Source organism: Pleomorphomonas sp. JP5, from assembly GCF_023721815.1.
Taxonomy (GTDB): Bacteria; Pseudomonadota; Alphaproteobacteria; order Rhizobiales; family Pleomorphomonadaceae; genus Pleomorphomonas.
Window position 1 is genome coordinate 737505 of sequence record NZ_JAMDLI010000007.1, and the last position, 17178, is coordinate 754682.

Genomic DNA, 17178 nt, shown 5'->3' on the forward strand with positions numbered 1-17178 from the left:
AGTTGTATCCGCCTCTGAGCCGGCTCATCATGTCGCCGTCGGTGGCCAGCCGGAAGACCGGCCCGACGCAGGAAAGGCGCGCGGCGACTGTCGCGTCGGCCGCGCTTTCGCTGAGGAGAGCGATATGGCCAAGGGACAAATGAGAAAAACCAAGGAAGCGCGCAAGCCCAAGGCGACCAAGCCTGCCGGCGGATCCAAGACCGCTTCGGTGACGGATGTCTTCGCCAAGGCGAGCGACGACGCCACCCACCATGCTGGCAAGAAGAAGTCCGCCGCCTGAGCTCGACCTCAGATGAGATCGAGCGTCGTGCGGCCTTCGCCGTAGGCATCGGCCCAGTCGGCTGCAAAGCCGGCGATGCCCGAGTCCGTCAGCGGATGGCGGATCAGCGCCTCGAGAATGTCGGGCGGCAGTGTCGCCGAATGCGCGCCGGCCATGGTGACGTCGTGGACCTGCTGAACGTTCTTGAACGAGGCGGTGAGCAGCCGGGTCGGCAGGGCGTGGATGCGGAAGAGATGAGCGATGTCGGCGACGACCTTGACGCCGTCGCCGCCGATCATGTCGAGCCGGTTGACATAGGGCGCGGTAAAGGTCGCGCCGGCAACCGCTGCCATCAGCGCTTGCTGGGCAGTCACGATCGCCGTCGCGGTGACGCGGAAGCCAAGCCCCGACAGCCGTCGGATCGCCTTGAGGCCCTCGGCGGTCACGGGAACCTTGGGATGAAATCCCGTCCCCACGAAGTCGGCCAGCTTGCGCGCTTCGGCCACCATTGTGTCAGCGTCGCGGGCCGTCACCTGAACGTGCAGCATGGCCCCGTCGCCGATGACCGCCCGAATATCCTTGATGATGTCGGTAAACGGCCGCTTCTCACGTGCGATCAATGTCGGATTGGTGGTCACCCCGGCGATCGGATAGAGATCGGCAAGGCGAGCGATGGCGGCAGCGTCGGCTGTGTCGAGAAAATAGATCATTGGTCTCTCCCTGGCGCGACAATAACCTCGGCCGGTCGCGCCGTCACGGGGTCAGAGCGTTTCCATCCGTCGCCATAGACGCATCGCTTCGTCTCGCGCCTCGGCTTCGATCGCTCCGGCATCGCTGCCGACGAGACGACCGTCGCGGACGACGAGCCGCCCGCCGACCACCACCGCCGTGATCTTGCCGCCCTCGCGCACCACCACGTCGCCGGCCGCTCCGGTCGCGAGTCCAGTCGCGGAGAAGCCGAAACGCTCGGCGATCAACCGTTGGCCGGCGTCGAGACGGCCAGCCGCTCGATCATCGCCTTCGGCCGCGGCGATGCGGAAGAGAGCGGCTTCCTCGACGGTCATGTCGGCGTCCCAGCCGTCACAACCGAGCGCGACATTATCCGAGTGGCGGAGATTGGTCGGGTAGCCCACCCGGTTCCCCTCGTTGGAGCGCGGGTTCTGGACGAACCAGAGGCCAAGCCTTTCGGCCTCGCGGACCTCGTCGGCCGTGAGATGCACGCCATGGGCAAGGATCGAGCCGGGCGGCAGCGCATCGAGCGCGAGCAGTCGCTCGAGCGGGCCGGCATAGCCACGCGCCCGGGCATCCTCCACGTCGTCAACGGCTTCGGCCACATGGACGTGCATGACCGTGCCAAGCCTGTCGCAAAGCTCGCCCGCCGCGCGGATGGTGTTGTCGGAGACGGTGAAGCTGGCGTGCAGACCGACCAAACGGCGCACGAGCGGCGTCTCCTCGACGTTGCCGCATTCGACAAGTCCGGCCTCGGCTTCTGCGCGGCCGAAGTTGCGCTCGGTGGCGCCGAAGCTGAGAAGCGCCCGCACGCCGAGCTCTTCTGCGGCGTCCGCCAGCACCTGAAGCGAACCGCCGATGAAATGCGGCGACTCGTGATGGTCGACAAGGCTGGTGGTGCCGGCAAGGAGCGCCTTGGCGATGTAGTCGCGGGCCGACGCCCTGAGGGCCTCACGGTCGAGCGCCCGGTCGAGCCGCCACCATACCTTCTGCAGGATCTCGATGAAGTTGGCGGGCGCCGGTTCGGCCGGCGGCATGCCATAGGGCGCGAGGCCCGAGTAGAGATGGGTGTGGGCACAGACAGCGCCCGGCGCGATCTCGCCGCCGGGGCAGGCGATGACGGGGGCAGCCGGGTCTGCCACCTCGGCGATGATGCCGTCGACGATGGCAACGGTACGGCCGGTTCGATCGGGGCCGATCGTGATCGATTGGGTCAATGCCAGTTGCTCCGGTCGAGATCGGGGTCGAGACCGACCGTCAGGGCTCGCGCCGCCGGGCTGTCGATCATCGGCAACACCGTGCGCCGGACGCCGTCGAAGGCTGCCAGCGCCGAGGCGACGGCTCCGGCGGTCGGCACCAGTCCGATCTCGCCGATACCCTTGGCGCCGAACGGCCCTTCCGGCTCGTGTTCCTCGATGATGATCACCTCGACTTCCGGCATGTCGGAGGCCCTGAGCGCGCCGATTTCGCGAACGTTGACCGTCACCGGCATGCCATCCTTGCAGGGAAGCTGTTCGGTCAGGGCGTAACCGAGGCCCATGTGTACGGCTCCTTCGATCTGCCCCTCGGCAAGCTGCGGATTGAGAGCCTTGCCGACGTCGTGAGCGGCGATCACCTTGGCGACGCGGCCGGTCTCGTCGAGGATGGCCACCTGCGTCGCCCAGCCGAAGGCCGTGTGGGTCTTGATCTTGCCGTTCTTGAGCTGTCCGGGCGCGGTCGTGTCGTCGATCAGGATATCGCCGGCGAACACCTCACCAACAAGATCCTTCAGTGTCTTGCCTCCATCGAGAGCGGCGCGAAGCGCTTTTGCCGCCTTGATCACCGCGTTGCCGGCCAACAGGGTGCCGCGCGATCCGGTGGTCTGGCCGCAGCCGACGTCGTACCGGCTGTTGACCTGCGGCACGAAGATGGATGACGGAAGACCGGTCACCTCGGCGGCCGACTGGGCGGCGATGGTGAGGAGCCCCTGGCCCATTTCGGTGAAGCCGATGTGGAGGCCGATCCGGTCCTCCGCCTCGATCTCCAGTCGACACTTGCCCCATTCGAGGGCGCCGTTGCCAATGCCGGAGTTCTTCACCGCGCAGGCGACGCCGACTGCCTTGCCCTCGGCCTTCGCCGCGTAATAGGCGTCCTTGACGGCGAGCAGTGATTTCTCAAGGCCGACCGACTTCTCGAGGATCTGGCCGGAGGAGAACACGTCGCCGACGCGAACGCCGTTCCGCCAGCGCATTTCCCAGCCGTCGATGCCAACCTTCTCGGCGAGAAGGTCGAGGCAACCTTCCATGGCAAACGACGTCTGGTTGACGCCGAAGCCACGCATTGCGCCGCAGGGCGGGTTGTTGGTGTAGGCGGCGATCGAGTGGATGGACAGAGCGGGAACCCGATAGGGGCCACAGGCGTGGCCGGCGGCGCGCTCCAGCACCTTGTCGCCTACCGAGGCGTAACAGCCGCTGTCGCCGAGAATGTCGATCTTGGCGGCGGTGATATGGCCATCGGCGTCGCAGCCAACCGAATAGGTCATCTTCATGGGATGGCGCTTGGGGTGGAGGCGAACCGATTCCTCGCGCGTCAGGACGACGCGCACCGGACGGTTGGTGAGACGGGCCAGAACGGCCGTCTGCGCCTGCACCGTCATGTCTTCCTTGCCGCCGAAGGCGCCGCCGGTCGGGACCAGTTCGACGAAAATGTTGTCCACCGGCTCGCCGAGCACGCCGGCCACCGCCTTGCGATCCTCGAACACGCCCTGACCCTGCGAATAGAGGTGGAGGCGCCCATCTTCGAGCGGCACTGCCAGCGCCGCCTCGGGTTCCAGGAACAGGTGTTCGATGCGCTGGGTCTGCCACGTGCCGGAGACGACGTGGGTGGAGGCTGCGAGCGCCGCCTCGATATCACCGCGTTCGATGACCGTTTCCGACAACAGGTTGGGCTGGCGCGGGTTGACCTGCCGTGCGCCAGGCTTCAGCGCCTCTTCCGGCGACAGCGTAGGCTCCAGAACCGTGTAGTCGACGGCGACGAGCGCGGCGGCGGCGCGGGCAGCGCGCGGCGTCTCGGCTGCGACGGCAGCGATGACGTCGCCGACGTAACGCACCTCTTCGCCGACCGCGACGAATACCGGCCAATCCTTCTTGATCTGCCCGACCCAGCGGTCGCCGGGCACATCATCGGCAGTGGCGATGCGCACCACACCCGGATGGGCGAGCGCCTTCGAGAGATCGATGGAGTTCACTTTGGCGCGGGCATACGGCGACAGGACGAAGACTCCATGCAGCAGGCCGTGCATGTCGATGTCGGCAAGGAACGGCCGGTCGCCCAAGGCGAGGTCTCCGCCCCGGAAGCGCTCGACCGGTTGACCGACACCGCCATCGACCGTCGGCCTGGGATGCGGCTTGATGCCAGCCTTGACGTCGCGGATCAGTTCGACGGCGTCGATCACCTTCTTGTAGCCCGTGCAACGGCAGAGGTGTCCGTCGAGGGCGGCGGCGATCTCCTGCCGATCCGTCGCGCCACCGGCATCGGTCAGCGCCTTGATGCGGACGACGAGACCGGGCGTGCAGAAGCCGCACTGGACGCCGGCGGCGGCCTGGAAGGCGTCGGCGTAGAGCTGCCGTTCCGCGTCCTCCACACCTTCCAGCGTGACGATCGGGCGCCCCTTTACGGCGGTGGCCTTGAGCGTGCAGGTCTTGCTCGGCTTGCCGCCGATCAGCGCCAGGCAGCAGCCGCACTGGCCCTGACCGGAACAGGCATCCTTCACCGAAGTGACCTTCAGTCGGTCGCGCAAAACGGAAAGCAGCGTCTCGTCCGCCTCGACATCGAGCTGATGGTCGCGGCCGTTGACGGTAAGGGTGATCATGGGCATCTGGCGGGTGTCCGTTCAGTCGAAGGCGGCGTTGGCGTAGGTGACGATCGTCGACGCCGTGACGGCGCGGGCGATACGGGCGAGAAGGATCATGCGACCGATGTCGACCGGCTGGTCGGCTTTCCCTGAGGCAGTCTCGGGCGAGGTCGGATCGACCGAGAGCTCGAACCCGTCGCCACGACAGAGGAGGCTGGCGCCGTCGTCATCGATCATGAAGCGTCGACCATTGTCGCGCACATGCAGACGCAGCCCCGTTGCCGTCTGCTCGACGACCAGACCGTCTCGGTCCGGTGCGTCATCGAGACTTGCGGCCGAGCCGAACAGGTTGGCCTTCTGGGCATAGGGACCGCCGGTTTCCGGGCAGGTCACGTCGCAGTTGCCGCAGCAGTTGCAGATGTCGGCGAAGATGCCGATCTGCTGCGCGCGCGTTACCGGTTGGGCTTCGCCTTCAACCACGCCCTCGCCGGGGCGAAGTGTCGCTGAGGCGATGGGCTCCTGCGGCAGCGGATAACGGAAGATGGCATCGTTGGGGCAGACGTTGACGCACTTTCCGCAGGTCTCGCAGTCCAGAAGGGCGAGCGCTACGCCGGTGCGGCGTGGTGGATGGTCGACCTCGGGGCGGCTGTAGCGGCAGTCATCGCGTACACGGGCGGCATAGTGGGCGGTATTGCGAAGCCGGGCGGCCGATACCCACGTCTGGAAATCCGGACCGGCCGCGACGCGGAGGTCTTCGCCGGCCTCGAGCGCAGCGGCGAGCATCGCTTTTCGCTCTGCCGGAATGGCGAGATCGTCGAGAGCCAGCGCGGCAAGCCCGAAGGCCTTCAGGGTGTAGACGTCGAGATCAGGTGCCTCCACCTCGGCCATTCGGTCCGCGAGGTCGGCAATATAGTCGGTACCCTTGCCGTAGCCGGCGCCCTTCAGGAGGTCGGTGCAGACGCTGACCGGCTTGAGGCCGAGCGCCACCGTGTCGGCGAAGTTGCCGACGTCGATGCCGGCCGAGAACGAGATCGGGAAGCGGTCGCCGAATTCGGCCCTGAACCGCGCGACGAGTTCGATGGCCAGCACATGGAGCGGCGGCCCCGAAAGATACATTTCCCCCGTATCCACGGGAAAGAACTGCTTGTGATTATGGACGAGAAGGGTATTGGAGAACTTGACGCCGAAGCCACGCCCAATCCTCTCCGCCAGATCGCCTAGCCGGCTAACTATGCCTCGGACATCCTGCCATTTGGCGTCCTTCTCGAAGGTTGCGTCAGGTACCACGAGGTCGGCATAGCCGAGCTTTTCATGCAGAAGGGCGTTGAGATCGGCCTTGCCTAGCAGCGTCGGGTTAAGCTTGACGACGACGTCGAGCCCCTCCTCGGCCATCAGATGGGCGGCAATCGCCTCGATCTCGCTCGGCGGACAGCCGTGGAAGGTGGAGATGGTCACGCTGTCGGAGATGCAGGTCGGAAAGGCGAGATCGCGGAAGCGGGCGTAGCTTTCGGGAATCTCCAGCCGCAGCCGGTCGACGATGGTGCTGGCATCCTTCATTCCGGCAATGAAGGCGCGCACCTTGTCAGATCGGATGCCGGCGAGATCGTAACCGACGCTCATGTCGATGACGGTGTCTTCCAGGCCGGGCGCGAGCCCTTCGGCATTGGCCATCTCGATCAGCATCATCGCCTTGACGTATTCCTTGAGCGACTGCTCGAGGGACAGTTCCTGCGACCACTCGATGTTGAAGCCGACCGTCTCCATGTCGATGCAGGGGCGGGCGATCTCGAGATGGTCGAGTACCTGCACCGTCTTGAGTTCGATCACCCGGCCGCCGGCAAGCCAGCTCAGAACGATGTTCTGCGCCAGCTGGGTGTGGGGGCCAGCCGCCGGCCCGAAGGGCGTCGCCGCCCTTCGACCGAAGATCGAGGTGGATAGATCGCGGCCGCTCGCCGCCTTGGCGAACTTGAAGCGCGGCAGGTGGAAGGCGCTCTTCTTCGCCTCGAGTTCGCGGAACATCCGCTTGACGAGGACCGGCAGCGGAATCGGCGTCAGGTCGGCCATATAAGTCTATCCCGAAGGGCGTCAGACCGGCGCCGACAGGAGCGGATACATTTCCGGCCGCCGGTGCTTCTGGAAGTTGAAGATATTGGCGCGAATCTCGGTGCAGCGATCAAGGTCGCAGTCGTGCGTAACCAGTTCGTCGCCGAGCGTCGAGGCCATGGCGACGATCTCGCCGGTCGGGGCAATGATGCAGCTCTGGCCGATCAGCACGCAGTTCTCTTCATTGCCGGCCTTGCCGACGCCGACCACCCACATGCCATTGGCATAGGCGCCGGCCTGCATGGCCAGGTGATTGTGGAAGCACTGAAGATGATCGTGCTCGGGGGCGAGCGGATAATGATACGGCGTGTTGTAGCCGATCAGCACCATCTCCGTGCCGCGTAGCGCGTGCTCGCGATAGGTCTCCGGCCAGCGGCGATCATTGCAGATCGCCATGCCGATCTTGCCATCGAGGCAGTCGGCCGGGGTAAAGAAGGTGTCTCCCGGCTCGAAGTAGCGCTTTTCGAGGTGCTGGAACGCCCGCCACGGCTCGTTCTCGGTGTGACCGGGCAGATGAACCTTGTGGTAGCGGTGGACGATCGCGCCGGTCTTGTCGACGATGATGGAGGTGTTAAAGCGCCTGATACGGCCATCGACCACCGTCTTCTCGGCATAGCCGAAACTGATGGCGACGCCGAGTTCCTTGACCTTTGCGAACAGCGGCGCCGTTGCCGGGCCGGGCATCTCAGTTTCGAAGAAGGCGTCGACCTCGGCCTGGTCTTCCATGAACCAGCGTGGAAAGAAGGTGGTCAGCGCGAGCTCCGGATAGACGACCAGGTCGCAGCCGCGTCGGGCGGCTTTCTCAAGCAGGGCGATCATCCTGTTGACGACCGTCTCGCGGCTGTCGGCGCGGGCGATCGGACCAAGCTGGGCGGCACCGACGACGATGGTGCGGGACATTCTCTAATCCTCCTCAGGCGGGTGTGTTGGCGCGGCCGGCCAGCTCCAGCGCCAGCGTGCCGAGCACGGCGAGACCGTTGGCGATGTCGCTGGGCGCCGTGTATTCGGCGATGTTGTGGCTGAGTCCGGCGATGGACGGGACGAACACCATGGCGGCCGGGCAGGTGCGGGCCAGCATCTGGGCATCGTGTCCGGCGCCGGAGAACATGCGGCGGGTGGTGAGGCCGAGGCTCTTGGCCGTCCTTTCGACGCGGCCGACCAGTTCGCCGTCGAAGGCGACGGGTTCGAAGCGGGCCAGCGGACGGCGGGTGAAGGAGACATGCTCCTCCTCGGCCACGCGGGCGACCAGAGCAGCCAGACGCGCTTCTGCCTCGGCCAGCACCTTCTCCTTGGGGTGACGGAGATCCACGGTCATCTGCGCCATCTCGGCGACGACGTTAACGAGGTTGGGGCGAAGGCGCAGCGAGCCGACGGTGCCGACCATGTCGCCGCCGATCGACTTGGCGATGTCGGCAACGCCATGAGCGATGCGGGCGGCGGCAAGCCCTGCGTCGCGCCGAAGCCGCATCGGCGTGGCGCCGGCGTGGCTCGCCCGGCCCGACAGCGTGATTTCGGTCCAGGAAATGCCCTGCACCCCTTCGACGACGCCGATGTCGATGCCCTCGGCTTCCAGCACCGGTCCCTGCTCGATGTGATACTCGAGATAGGCTGCCGCCTTGACCCCGCCGAGCGGCGCGGTACCGGCGTAGCCGATGTCGGCAAGATCGTCGCCGAGCCGCGTACCGTCGATGGAGATGGTGTCGAGCGCGTCCTGAAGCGGCAGATCGCCGACGTGAACGAGACTGCCGAGCATGTCCGGCTGGAAGCGAGCGCCTTCCTCGTTGGTGAAGGCGGCGACGGTGACCGGATGAACGGTGGATATCTTGGCATCGTCGAGGGCCTGCAGCACTTCGAGCCCGGCGAGCACGCCGAGGTTGCCGTCGTAAAGACCGCCGGTCGCCACCGTGTCGATATGCGAGCCCATCATGATCGACGGGCCGTCCTGCGTGCCCTTGCGGGTGCCGAAGATGTTGCCGATCGGATCGATCGCAACGTCAAGGCCCTGTTCCCGCATCCAGCCGACCACGAGATCGCGGCCGGCGCCATCTTCGGGCGTCAGTGCAAGGCGGCAGACACCGCCTTCCGGTAATGCGCCGACTTGGCCAAGAGCCTTCAGGCGCGCGACGAGGCGCTCGCCGTTGACGGGCAGGGCGGGAGAAAGGTCTGTCATCTCTGTGCTCCAGCGCGAACCGCATCGCCGGTCCGGCCGACGATGCGGGCGTAAAGATCCGGATCGGTGTCGCCCTCGCTGCCTATGAGCAGGACACGCGAGGCGCGATCAAGACCAAGCGACCGCCGCCAGTCCGGTGCTCCGGCGGCGACGATCAATCCGGCAAGGCCTGCGACCCCCGATTCGCCGCCGACAATGGTGGCCCCGGCAGCGCCCGACGCCAAGAGGCGCATTGCGGCGAGAGCCGCATCGTCGGGTATGGCCATGAATGCCGACACTCCCTCTTGGAGAATCGGCCAGGCAATCATGGAGGGCTCGCCGCAGGCCATGCCGGCCATGATGGTGTCGAGGTCGCCGGTGACGGCTGTCGGCTTTCCTGATCGCGCACTCTCGTAGAGGCAGGCGGCCTTGACCGGCTCCACGACCGTTACGATGGGCATGTCAGGGCCGTAGGCTTCCCAGAGGTGGGCGATAACGGCAGCGGCGAGGCCGCCGACGCCGCATTGAAGGAACACGTGGGTTGGCGGCGCTTCGCTCGCGCCGAGCGCTTCGGCCACCATCACCGAGTAGCCTTGCATGACGTCGCTCGGCACGTCGGTGTAGCCGGGGTAGGACGTGTCGGAAACGACGAACCAGCCGTTTTGGGCGGCTTTTTGGGCGGCCTCGTGCACCGACCCGTCATAGTTTCCCGATGTGCGCACCACCTCGGCGCCGTAACGGCGGATGGCGTCGGCGCGCTGTTCGGAAACGGTGGCATGAATGAAGATCACCGCCCGCGCGCCAAACATGCGCGCGCCCCAGGCGACGGACCGCCCGTGGTTGCCATCCGTCGCGCAGCAGACGGTGATATCCTTGGCCGCTTCCCGGAGCCGGCCGGTCGCCAGCGCCGTTTCGTCTATGTCGCCATGGCGCCGACGAAGTTCGCTGACCAGCAGGCGAAGCACCGCATAGGCGCCGCCGAGAGCCTTGAAGGAGCCGAGACCGAAGCGGCCGCTTTCGTCCTTGTAGTGAATGCTGGCAACGTCGAGACGCTCCGCCAGCTTATTGAGCGCGACGAGCGGTGTCGGTGCGTAACCCGGCCAGGACGTGATGATCCCGGCGGCCCTGACGTAACCGGCGTGCGACAGCGTCGACTTGAAGGGAGCGGGATAGGCGCCCTTCTTGTGCGAGGGGTTGCCGAAAAAGGTCGCCGTGTCGGGCGAGAAGGCCTGAAGTGAGAAAAGGTCGGTCATCGGTCCGAGGTTCTTGTTGCCGGCGTCCCAGCTTGACAGTGGAGCATATATGAAAGAGAATTTTCATGAAATGGAAAAGATGAAAAAAGAGGCGATTGCCGACAGCATAGGCGGACGAAGCGGCGTGACGACCGGCGATGGCGTCGACGTCCGGATCGCCGCGTTGTTCGACGAGCTGACGGAGAGCGAAAGGCGTCTTGCCGAGGTCGTGCTCGAGGCAGCCAGTGACCTCTCCGCCTTCACGGCCGGCGAGCTTGCGGCCCGTGCCGATGTGTCGGCGGCGACGGCGGCCCGCTTCTTCCGGCGTCTTGGTTACGAGAGCTACGGAGACCTGCGCCGTTCGGTCCGCGATGCTCGCACCTGGGGCTCTCCGCTCTACGAACTCTCCTCCGCGGAGCAACCGGCAGACTTCGCTCGGCATGTCGCCCAGGACATCGAGAATCTCCAACGCTTGGCCGCCGAGCTTCCGCCGGCGTCCCTTGCCGCCGCCGTGGATTTGCTCGCTTCGGCAAGGCGGGTTCATGTCATCGGCTTTCGCAACTCGGCGGCGCTGGCTTCCTATGCGCGCGGGCTTCTTGCCCACGTGAAGCCGGACGTTCGCTTGCTGCCGCTGGCCGGTCAGACTCTCGCCGAGGAACTTGTCGACCTGACCGCAGACGATGCTTTCCTGGTGTTTGGTTTCCGACGTCGACCTCCGGCGCTGCGCGATGTGATGGCGGCCGTTCGCGATGCGGGCGCCCGCATCCTGCTCGTCACGGATGCATCGGCGGCGCGCACCGCCCATCTGGCGCATGTGACGCTTCGCTGCCCCAATCAGGGCGCCAGTCTGTTCGACAGCTACGTGGCGCCGATGTCGCTGATCAGCCATCTCGCTTCGGCAGTGGGCGCGGCGCTCGGTCCGGACGCGGAGAGGCGTCTGGCATCGATCGAAGATCTGCACCGGCGCCTCGAACCGTTTTCACCAACCGGTCGCCGGTTGCCTCGCGGCTGATTCCACAGCCCCGGCTTGTCGGTATCGTCAGGAAAATTCCAGAGAAATCAAAAACCTGAGGGCGTGATCGGCCTTGAGGAGCACGTCATTGGCGCGGAAACTGTGCGCATTAACTCTACTTTTGAACGACTCTTGGTGAAAAAGGTGTATACTTCCACCCTATGAAAGCGAGCAAACGCGTCGGATCGGGGCGATTGACTCATCTTTCATTAACCTTCTCCGTGCGAGGCTGGGCTTCAGTCTCGGCGCGGGTCGGGTGAACAGCGAGCGCGCCAGCTCCGTGGCGGCCACCTCACCCAAGCCGATGGATTTCGTTTTTGCGCGAGCGATACGGACTCCAATAGGTTCATGCGGGTTTGGATAGGCCCGGAAAGCGCCCGACGAGCCTTCGGTTCGGAGGGGTTCTTTTCCATTCCGGTCGGTTGTCGGCCGGTAGCATTCGGGTTGGCGCCAATGTTTATTCTCGTTCTTTTTGCAAGCTTGGCCTATTTCGCCATCGGTCTCGGCTTCTCGGTGCTGTCGTTGCACGAGCTGGCCACCAACGGGCGCAATCGTCCCTTCAACCGGCTTTTGGCCTGGTTGGGCACCTTGTTCTGGTTGCCGATGTTGCTTGCCGTCGTCGCGGGCGCTCTTTTCGCCTCGCGCCGGCCGACGCAATCCCCGGTTCCTGCCGTCGCGACCCAATCGGGAGCCGTCATGTCCGAGCGGCGCACTGTGCGCAGGGCGGTCCGTCAGGTATGACGGGGGCGAGAAAAGCTCGGGTTTGGGGCGAGACGTCGCTTGGCTGACGGGCCAAAAGCTGTGCCGGCCAAGTTTTCCACGCTGCGTCGCGCGAGCTAACTATCTGAAAATGCGGAAAATCCGCCAATTTCCAAAAAGCCTTGTCGCTCGAACAGAAAAGCTCTTGCATTCATTCGGCCAGTTGGGTAGACACTCCCCAGCGATCGGGACCGTCACTTCATCGCGGCGGTGTCCAAATCGTATTGGCTTGCGCTCGTAGCTCAGCTGGATAGAGCATCAGACTACGAATCTGAGGGTCAGGAGTTCGAATCTCTTCGAGCGCGCCATTTCTTTCAATCACTTAGCGTCTCCTTTCGTGGCGGGATGGACCTTAGTTTGCAGTTGGTTTGCAAATTTCGTGCTCCTTGCGTTCTCGAATAGCGAAACCGCCTCTCCTGCGAGCACGCGAGTGCGGGCAAGGTACTTGTCGAGGATGGTGGTAACCGTCTTGAGCGAGTGGCCCGTTATGGCCGCGATCTGAGGCGTAGTGCATCCAGCCTCGGCAAGCATGGTAATGGCCGTGCCACGCAGATCGTGGAAGTGCAGTTGTTCGATGCCGGCCTTCTTTGATGCCTCTTCCCACTTGGCTTTGAAATAGCGCGCCGTCCACGGCCTTGAGGTCTTGGTAGTAAGGACGACAGCGGCCGTTCGTTCCATGCCGTCAAGCATGTGCCGAAGGGCAGCGGTGCAAGGAATTTCTACCTTGCGTCCTGTCTTGCCCTGCCGGAGCGAGATGAAGGCGCCGTCGAAGTTTCCCCACGTCAGACGAAGCAAGTCGCCTTGGCGTTGTCCAGTGTGAAGGGCAAGAATCAGAGCGCGTTGCAGTTCAATAGGTGCAACGGCCATGAAGGCGCGGATTTGCTCCGGCAACCAAATCATGTCGGACCGGTCGACGCTGTGAAGACGCCGGAAGCCCGCAATGTGGTTGCTGAATATGATGCCGCTTTCCCTAGCCCACGAGAGCATCGCCGAGATAACACTCAGACGATTGTCCGCCTCGCGCTCGCCAGAAGCTTTTGCCACCTTTGCTCGCCAAGACAAGAAATCCTGACGAACACGCGGGTCTTCGAGCGCAGCCAAAGGCATATCGCCGAATTTCGCCTCTGCCTTGGCGAGCATGCGTTTGTATTCGCGCTGGGTGCTATCCTTGAGCTTCCCGAACTCCGGAGACAGTGCGTAGTCGCGCATCAAGCCGTTGATCGTTCCGGCGTGACGGTCAAGCATGAGCTTTTCCGCCGCGCCATAATCCCGCAGGAACTCCGGCGAACCAGGTTTCCCGCTTAGTGGGAGACCGGTTGCGCGGTGGTAATGGTAGACACGGACGTCGCCATCGGCGAGGCGTTTCCTCACCGTGTTAACGCCTTGAAGCCTAGCTCGCATTTTGGCGCCTCCATGCTTCAAGCGGGCTTTCCTGCGGCGCCACGCCCTCGTTGGTGTAGATGACCAGCTTGCCACCATCCACTTCGACGCGCGAGACCGACAAACCGGCAGCGACCACACCCTTGACGGTGCGCGCGATGTCGGCTTGCCTGATCGTCGCGGGCCTGTTCATCATCAATTGGCGCCCCCGTTGTGTGTAACGGTTCCGAGCGGAACCCAATTTGCCGGCTGGTGGTAGGTGTCGCCGCCGGGAATCGGCGGTTCATTCTCGCGACGACGAACGTCGTTTGGCGACAAGGCGCCTATCTCGCGACCGATGCGGTAGGCTTCAAACCGGGCTTGCACGTCGCCACGGAGAAGCGCCGACAGATCGTGTTCAATGTAGAGCGTCCGCCGGCCGGCTTCGGTGAGCAGGCAGCGGGTCATAGCCTGTTCGATGCGAGCCGCGAGTGGTCCAAGAGCATTGCGCACCAGGGCGGTGCTTTCGCCTTCGACGTTGGAATATGTGGCGTTATCGGTGATGCCGACAGTAGTCGGCGGGCAGCCGTAGACGCGGGCGACGTCGAGTGCCGAAAGTTTCCGGGTCTCCAAAAATTCGGCATCGGCCGGGGTGAAGGTGATGGCGTCGAACTTGGCGCCACCGTCGAGAATCATCAGCTTTCCGGCGTTGCCCGTCCCGGCATGGCTGGACTGTACGGCCGTCCTCGTCGCCTCGCGAGCTTCCTTTCCGAGTTTGTCGGGAAACGACAGAAGGCCAGACGGCCGCATAGCGTTTTCCATCAAGCTGTCGGCCGTGCGCTTCTGGTCAAGAGCAAGACCAAAGGCACCGCGAGCGATCTGGATCGGCGACAAACCAACAATGCCGTCGCGGCTCGGGCCGCGAACGTGCAACACCTCGTCGTCGAGCAGCACGGCCGAACCGCCATGCGCATCGGTGATGCGGTAGCGCAGACGACCAGACGCCAGCCGCTCCACGCCAACGTTCCCCCACGGTTCCGGCCACAGGGCAACAACCTGACCACGCGCGTTGCGCTCGATGCGGGCGAAGGCGTTGCCGAAGGTGTCGAGCTGGCGGATTAGGAACTCGCGAAGCTCAAAAGCCGACATTCGCGGATTCGCGATGTCATGCAGCACGCCATAGAGCGGATTGTCGTCAGCACGTGCCCGCCCGCCGTCATCGGTACGGCGGAACAGGAACAGGCCGACTGACGCCAGCGTTTCGGATCGCAGGCTGATACAGCGGGCCGCGACGGCAAGGTTGCTTTCGACTTCAGTCGGCGAGACGCCATAGCCGGGCGCACCACGAAGGCCGAAGAACTCCCCGAGGTACGGATCGTCCGACTGAACGGCACGTTCTTCGCGGCTAAGAAACCGAGAAAACCAGTTCATCGCATCGCCTCCATAAGGTCGAGATAGCGCCGGGCGATGGCGAGGCGCGGGGAAAATGCCAGACGAGAACGGGCAGCAACCGAGGTATCCGGGTACGCAGGAAAGGCAGACACGACCGAAATCTCGAAGAGATCGACCGCGTGAAGCTCCCGCCGATCGCCAAGCCAGCTTTCGCCGTTTTTGCGCACCGAGAAGCCGAAGCTCATCCCGCCAAGGTCACCACGTTCGGCAAGGGCAAGCACATCGCGCCCGGCGGTGGTGCCGGGTAGGTCGAGGCTGAAGGCGAGCCCGCGCGTATCCTCAGAAAGCCTAAGCGTACCCGACCGGGTGCGAGCGAGAACACGGGTCGCGTCGTGGTCGACAAGAGCGAGGATGTCGCCTCCGGCCTTGAGAGAAGCCGAGAAGGCGCCCGGCATGATCACTTCCACGAAGCGATTGCCGATGCGGGTCTCGGTGCCGAAGGTGGCGGCATAGCCTTCCAGCCGGCGCCCATTGGCGCTGATTTCAAGGATTGCCGCCCGGCGTTCAAGAGTTGCCGTGTCGCTCATACAGAAACCTCCCGCACTGAGGCGACCAGACGGTCGATAGTCGTGGTCAGAATCTTGTCGGCTGCCACTTGATCCATCTCGAAAGTGCCGATGCCGGCGACGGAATCCTTCTTCAAAGCGAGATCCGAGCGAGTTGCCCACAAAGCTTGAACACCGAGCAGAGCCGCAGCCTTGAGCGCGGGCGGAAGAGGATCGGCATCGACGGGACAGCCGATACGGCCGAGGTAATCCTCGGCCGCATCAACCAGCAGGGTAAGAGTCCCATCCTCGTCGTTCCCGGCGATCTTAAGATGGGCCTTGGCCTCGGCGAGGGTGAGAATAGCCACCATCAGACCTCCGCGAACGCGAACGCCTCGGGATGCCGAACGGCAACATCAGCGTCGAGGAAGGCGTGAAGGAGGACGCCGCCGTTGCTGGCAACGTCCGGATGGTAGGGGTTGAGCAGGATGTCGACGGCGGACCAGTAGCCGACAACAAGCTCAGACCAAAGGCCAAAGATCAGGGCCGACTTGTTCGTGCTGGTGCCGAGGTTGGCGGGCACCTGCGTCGTCGTTTCGACGCGCTGGTCATGGAAGATTTCAGCCACCGGCATCGTGTGGCCGTCCGCGTCCTTCAGCTTGCGCACCGCCTTCATGACGGTCGGATTAGTCAGGAACGCGCCGGTTCCGGTGATGTCGTCCATCTCCAAGGCGGCAATCAGGTCGGCCGCCGTGTCGCTCAGGAGCGTCGATGCCGTCACCGTATTGATGCCGGTAGTGTTCAGGAGGCCAAGAGGCTGGTTCGCGGTGCCGGTGCCGGCAATCGCCGCGAGATCAAGCGCCTGGGCGAGCAGCTGTCCAATATCCTGGCGAAGAATATTCTCGACGGCAGTGCCGGACTGCAACGTCAAGCGCCGCGACATGCGATATTCGCCGCTCACCGTCTTGGGCGACATGGCGACCTTGCCGAAGGTGGCCGTGGAACGCGTCGTGTCCGCATTCTCTGCGATCCAATGTGCCGTGCCCGAGGTCAGCATGTTCGGCAATTCCATGTCGCCGGTAAGGCCACGCATCACCGTAGCGCCCATGCCTTCGACCTTCAGCGCCGGGCGATTGATGCGGCCGGCGACAGCCGCGAGCGTAGTCGGGACCAGATAACCACCAGCCGCCGGGGTGCCGACAAGCTGGCCGTCGCGTGTTTCACCACCGAGAAGAATTTCCGAGGGAACGGTAATGCGGATGCCGTTGGCAAAGCCAGAACGGGCTTCACGGCCGCGAGAAAGCTCCTGACTGATCTCGGCCTCGCGGCCTGAGAGACGACCAGAGAGCGCGCCGCTGATGGCATTTGCGAGGCTATAAGAACGCATCTCCGCCGCCATCTCGCGGCCGCCGACCGGCTCAGCATTGGCCCGGCGCTCCATCTCGTCGACAGACTCGACGCGGGCGATCCGCTCTTCGATCTGGCCGACCTCGGCCTTGATCTCACCGAAGCGCTTAGCCTCGGTCTCATTCAGATCACGGCCGGCAGTCTCGGCGTCGTTGAGCAACTTACGCATCTCGCCGACCTTGGCCGCGCGGGTTTCTTTCAGTTCGTGCAGCTTAAGCATACAGTTTATCCTTCTATGGGCCGGGCGCGTCTCACGACGGGCGGCGAATGTTGCCGGTTTGTTCGATTGAACCATATGGACCAGCAAGGCGCTCTCCTGGCATCGAACTTCTCGTTTTTGGTCGACCGGCATCGACCTCAAGGACTGGAGAGCAAAGTTCATCGAGGATCGTGTCCTTCA

General features: G+C 64.3%; 16 protein-coding genes and 1 tRNA gene. 4 read left to right on the top strand and 13 right to left on the bottom strand.

Features of this window, described 5'->3' with window-relative positions; translation table 11 throughout:
• The first annotated feature begins 124 nt into the window (after window positions 1–124).
• On the top strand, window positions 125–280 hold the full coding sequence (locus M4J40_RS10355) for a hypothetical protein (protein WP_251727849.1): 156 nt from the start codon (window positions 125–127) through the stop codon (window positions 278–280).
• A gap of 8 nt (window positions 281–288) precedes the next feature.
• Here the strand turns inward: M4J40_RS10355 and M4J40_RS10360 are convergent, their stop codons facing one another.
• The 7 genes from M4J40_RS10360 to M4J40_RS10390 are packed head-to-tail and all read right to left on the bottom strand — an operon-like array spanning window position 289 to window position 10325.
• Window positions 289–969, bottom strand: coding sequence for a transaldolase family protein (locus tag M4J40_RS10360; RefSeq protein ID WP_251754010.1), 681 nt, complete (start codon window positions 967–969; stop codon window positions 289–291).
• Window positions 970–1020: 51 nt separating this feature from the next.
• Window positions 1021–2205 (bottom strand): amidohydrolase family protein, encoded by a 1185-nt coding sequence (locus M4J40_RS10365; RefSeq protein ID WP_251754012.1) that lies wholly within the window; start codon window positions 2203–2205, stop codon window positions 1021–1023.
• The gene (xdh, locus tag M4J40_RS10370; protein WP_251754014.1) at window positions 2202–4844 is read right to left on the bottom strand and encodes a selenium-dependent xanthine dehydrogenase; all 2643 of its coding nucleotides are present in this window, start codon (window positions 4842–4844) and stop codon (window positions 2202–2204) included. Before xdh ends, M4J40_RS10365 begins: the two co-directional genes overlap by 4 nt.
• A gap of 15 nt (window positions 4845–4859) precedes the next feature.
• Complete coding sequence (locus M4J40_RS10375; protein ID WP_251754016.1) at window positions 4860–6884, bottom strand: 4Fe-4S dicluster domain-containing protein; 2025 nt, start codon at window positions 6882–6884, stop codon at window positions 4860–4862.
• A 21-nt stretch (window positions 6885–6905) separates the two neighbouring features.
• Window positions 6906–7823: an N-carbamoyl-D-amino-acid hydrolase gene (locus M4J40_RS10380; protein ID WP_251754017.1), complete on the bottom strand. Its 918-nt coding sequence runs from the start codon at window positions 7821–7823 to the stop codon at window positions 6906–6908.
• Between the two features lie 13 nt (window positions 7824–7836).
• Window positions 7837–9093: a Zn-dependent hydrolase gene (locus tag M4J40_RS10385; RefSeq protein ID WP_251754019.1), complete on the bottom strand. Its 1257-nt coding sequence runs from the start codon at window positions 9091–9093 to the stop codon at window positions 7837–7839.
• Window positions 9090–10325: a diaminopropionate ammonia-lyase gene (locus tag M4J40_RS10390; protein ID WP_251754021.1), complete on the bottom strand. Its 1236-nt coding sequence runs from the start codon at window positions 10323–10325 to the stop codon at window positions 9090–9092. The genes M4J40_RS10385 and M4J40_RS10390 overlap by 4 nt, the downstream gene beginning before the upstream one ends.
• A gap of 70 nt (window positions 10326–10395) precedes the next feature.
• Between M4J40_RS10390 and M4J40_RS10395 the strand changes: the two genes are divergently transcribed.
• The 3 genes from M4J40_RS10395 (at window position 10396) to M4J40_RS10405 (ending at window position 12383) form a co-directional block, all read left to right on the top strand.
• The gene (locus tag M4J40_RS10395) at window positions 10396–11316 is read left to right on the top strand and encodes a MurR/RpiR family transcriptional regulator (protein ID WP_251754023.1); all 921 of its coding nucleotides are present in this window, start codon (window positions 10396–10398) and stop codon (window positions 11314–11316) included.
• Window positions 11317–11769: 453 nt separating this feature from the next.
• A complete protein-coding gene (locus M4J40_RS10400) occupies window positions 11770–12057 on the top strand; it encodes a hypothetical protein (protein WP_251754025.1) in 288 nt (95 codons plus the stop codon).
• Window positions 12058–12306: 249 nt separating this feature from the next.
• Window positions 12307–12383: transfer RNA gene (locus M4J40_RS10405), tRNA-Arg, on the top strand.
• A gap of 10 nt (window positions 12384–12393) precedes the next feature.
• Here M4J40_RS10405 and M4J40_RS10410 read toward each other — a convergent pair.
• The 6 genes from M4J40_RS10410 to M4J40_RS10435 form a co-directional block, all read right to left on the bottom strand.
• Window positions 12394–13320: a tyrosine-type recombinase/integrase gene (locus M4J40_RS10410; protein WP_251754027.1), complete on the bottom strand. Its 927-nt coding sequence runs from the start codon at window positions 13318–13320 to the stop codon at window positions 12394–12396.
• Window positions 13321–13465: 145 nt separating this feature from the next.
• Entirely contained in the window at window positions 13466–13651 is a 186-nt protein-coding gene (locus M4J40_RS10415) for a hypothetical protein (RefSeq protein WP_251754029.1), read from the bottom strand.
• The gene (locus M4J40_RS10420) at window positions 13651–14865 is read right to left on the bottom strand and encodes a phage portal protein (protein ID WP_251754030.1); all 1215 of its coding nucleotides are present in this window, start codon (window positions 14863–14865) and stop codon (window positions 13651–13653) included. Before M4J40_RS10420 ends, M4J40_RS10415 begins: the two co-directional genes overlap by 1 nt.
• Window positions 14862–15413, bottom strand: a complete 552-nt coding sequence (locus tag M4J40_RS10425) for an HK97 family phage prohead protease (protein WP_251754032.1) — start codon at window positions 15411–15413, stop codon at window positions 14862–14864. The genes M4J40_RS10420 and M4J40_RS10425 overlap by 4 nt, the downstream gene beginning before the upstream one ends.
• Entirely contained in the window at window positions 15410–15742 is a 333-nt protein-coding gene (locus M4J40_RS10430; RefSeq protein ID WP_251754034.1) for a head-tail connector protein, read from the bottom strand. Before M4J40_RS10430 ends, M4J40_RS10425 begins: the two co-directional genes overlap by 4 nt.
• A complete protein-coding gene (locus tag M4J40_RS10435) occupies window positions 15742–17160 on the bottom strand; it encodes a phage major capsid protein (RefSeq protein ID WP_251754036.1) in 1419 nt (472 codons plus the stop codon). Before M4J40_RS10435 ends, M4J40_RS10430 begins: the two co-directional genes overlap by 1 nt.
• Window positions 17161–17178: the final 18 nt, after the last annotated feature.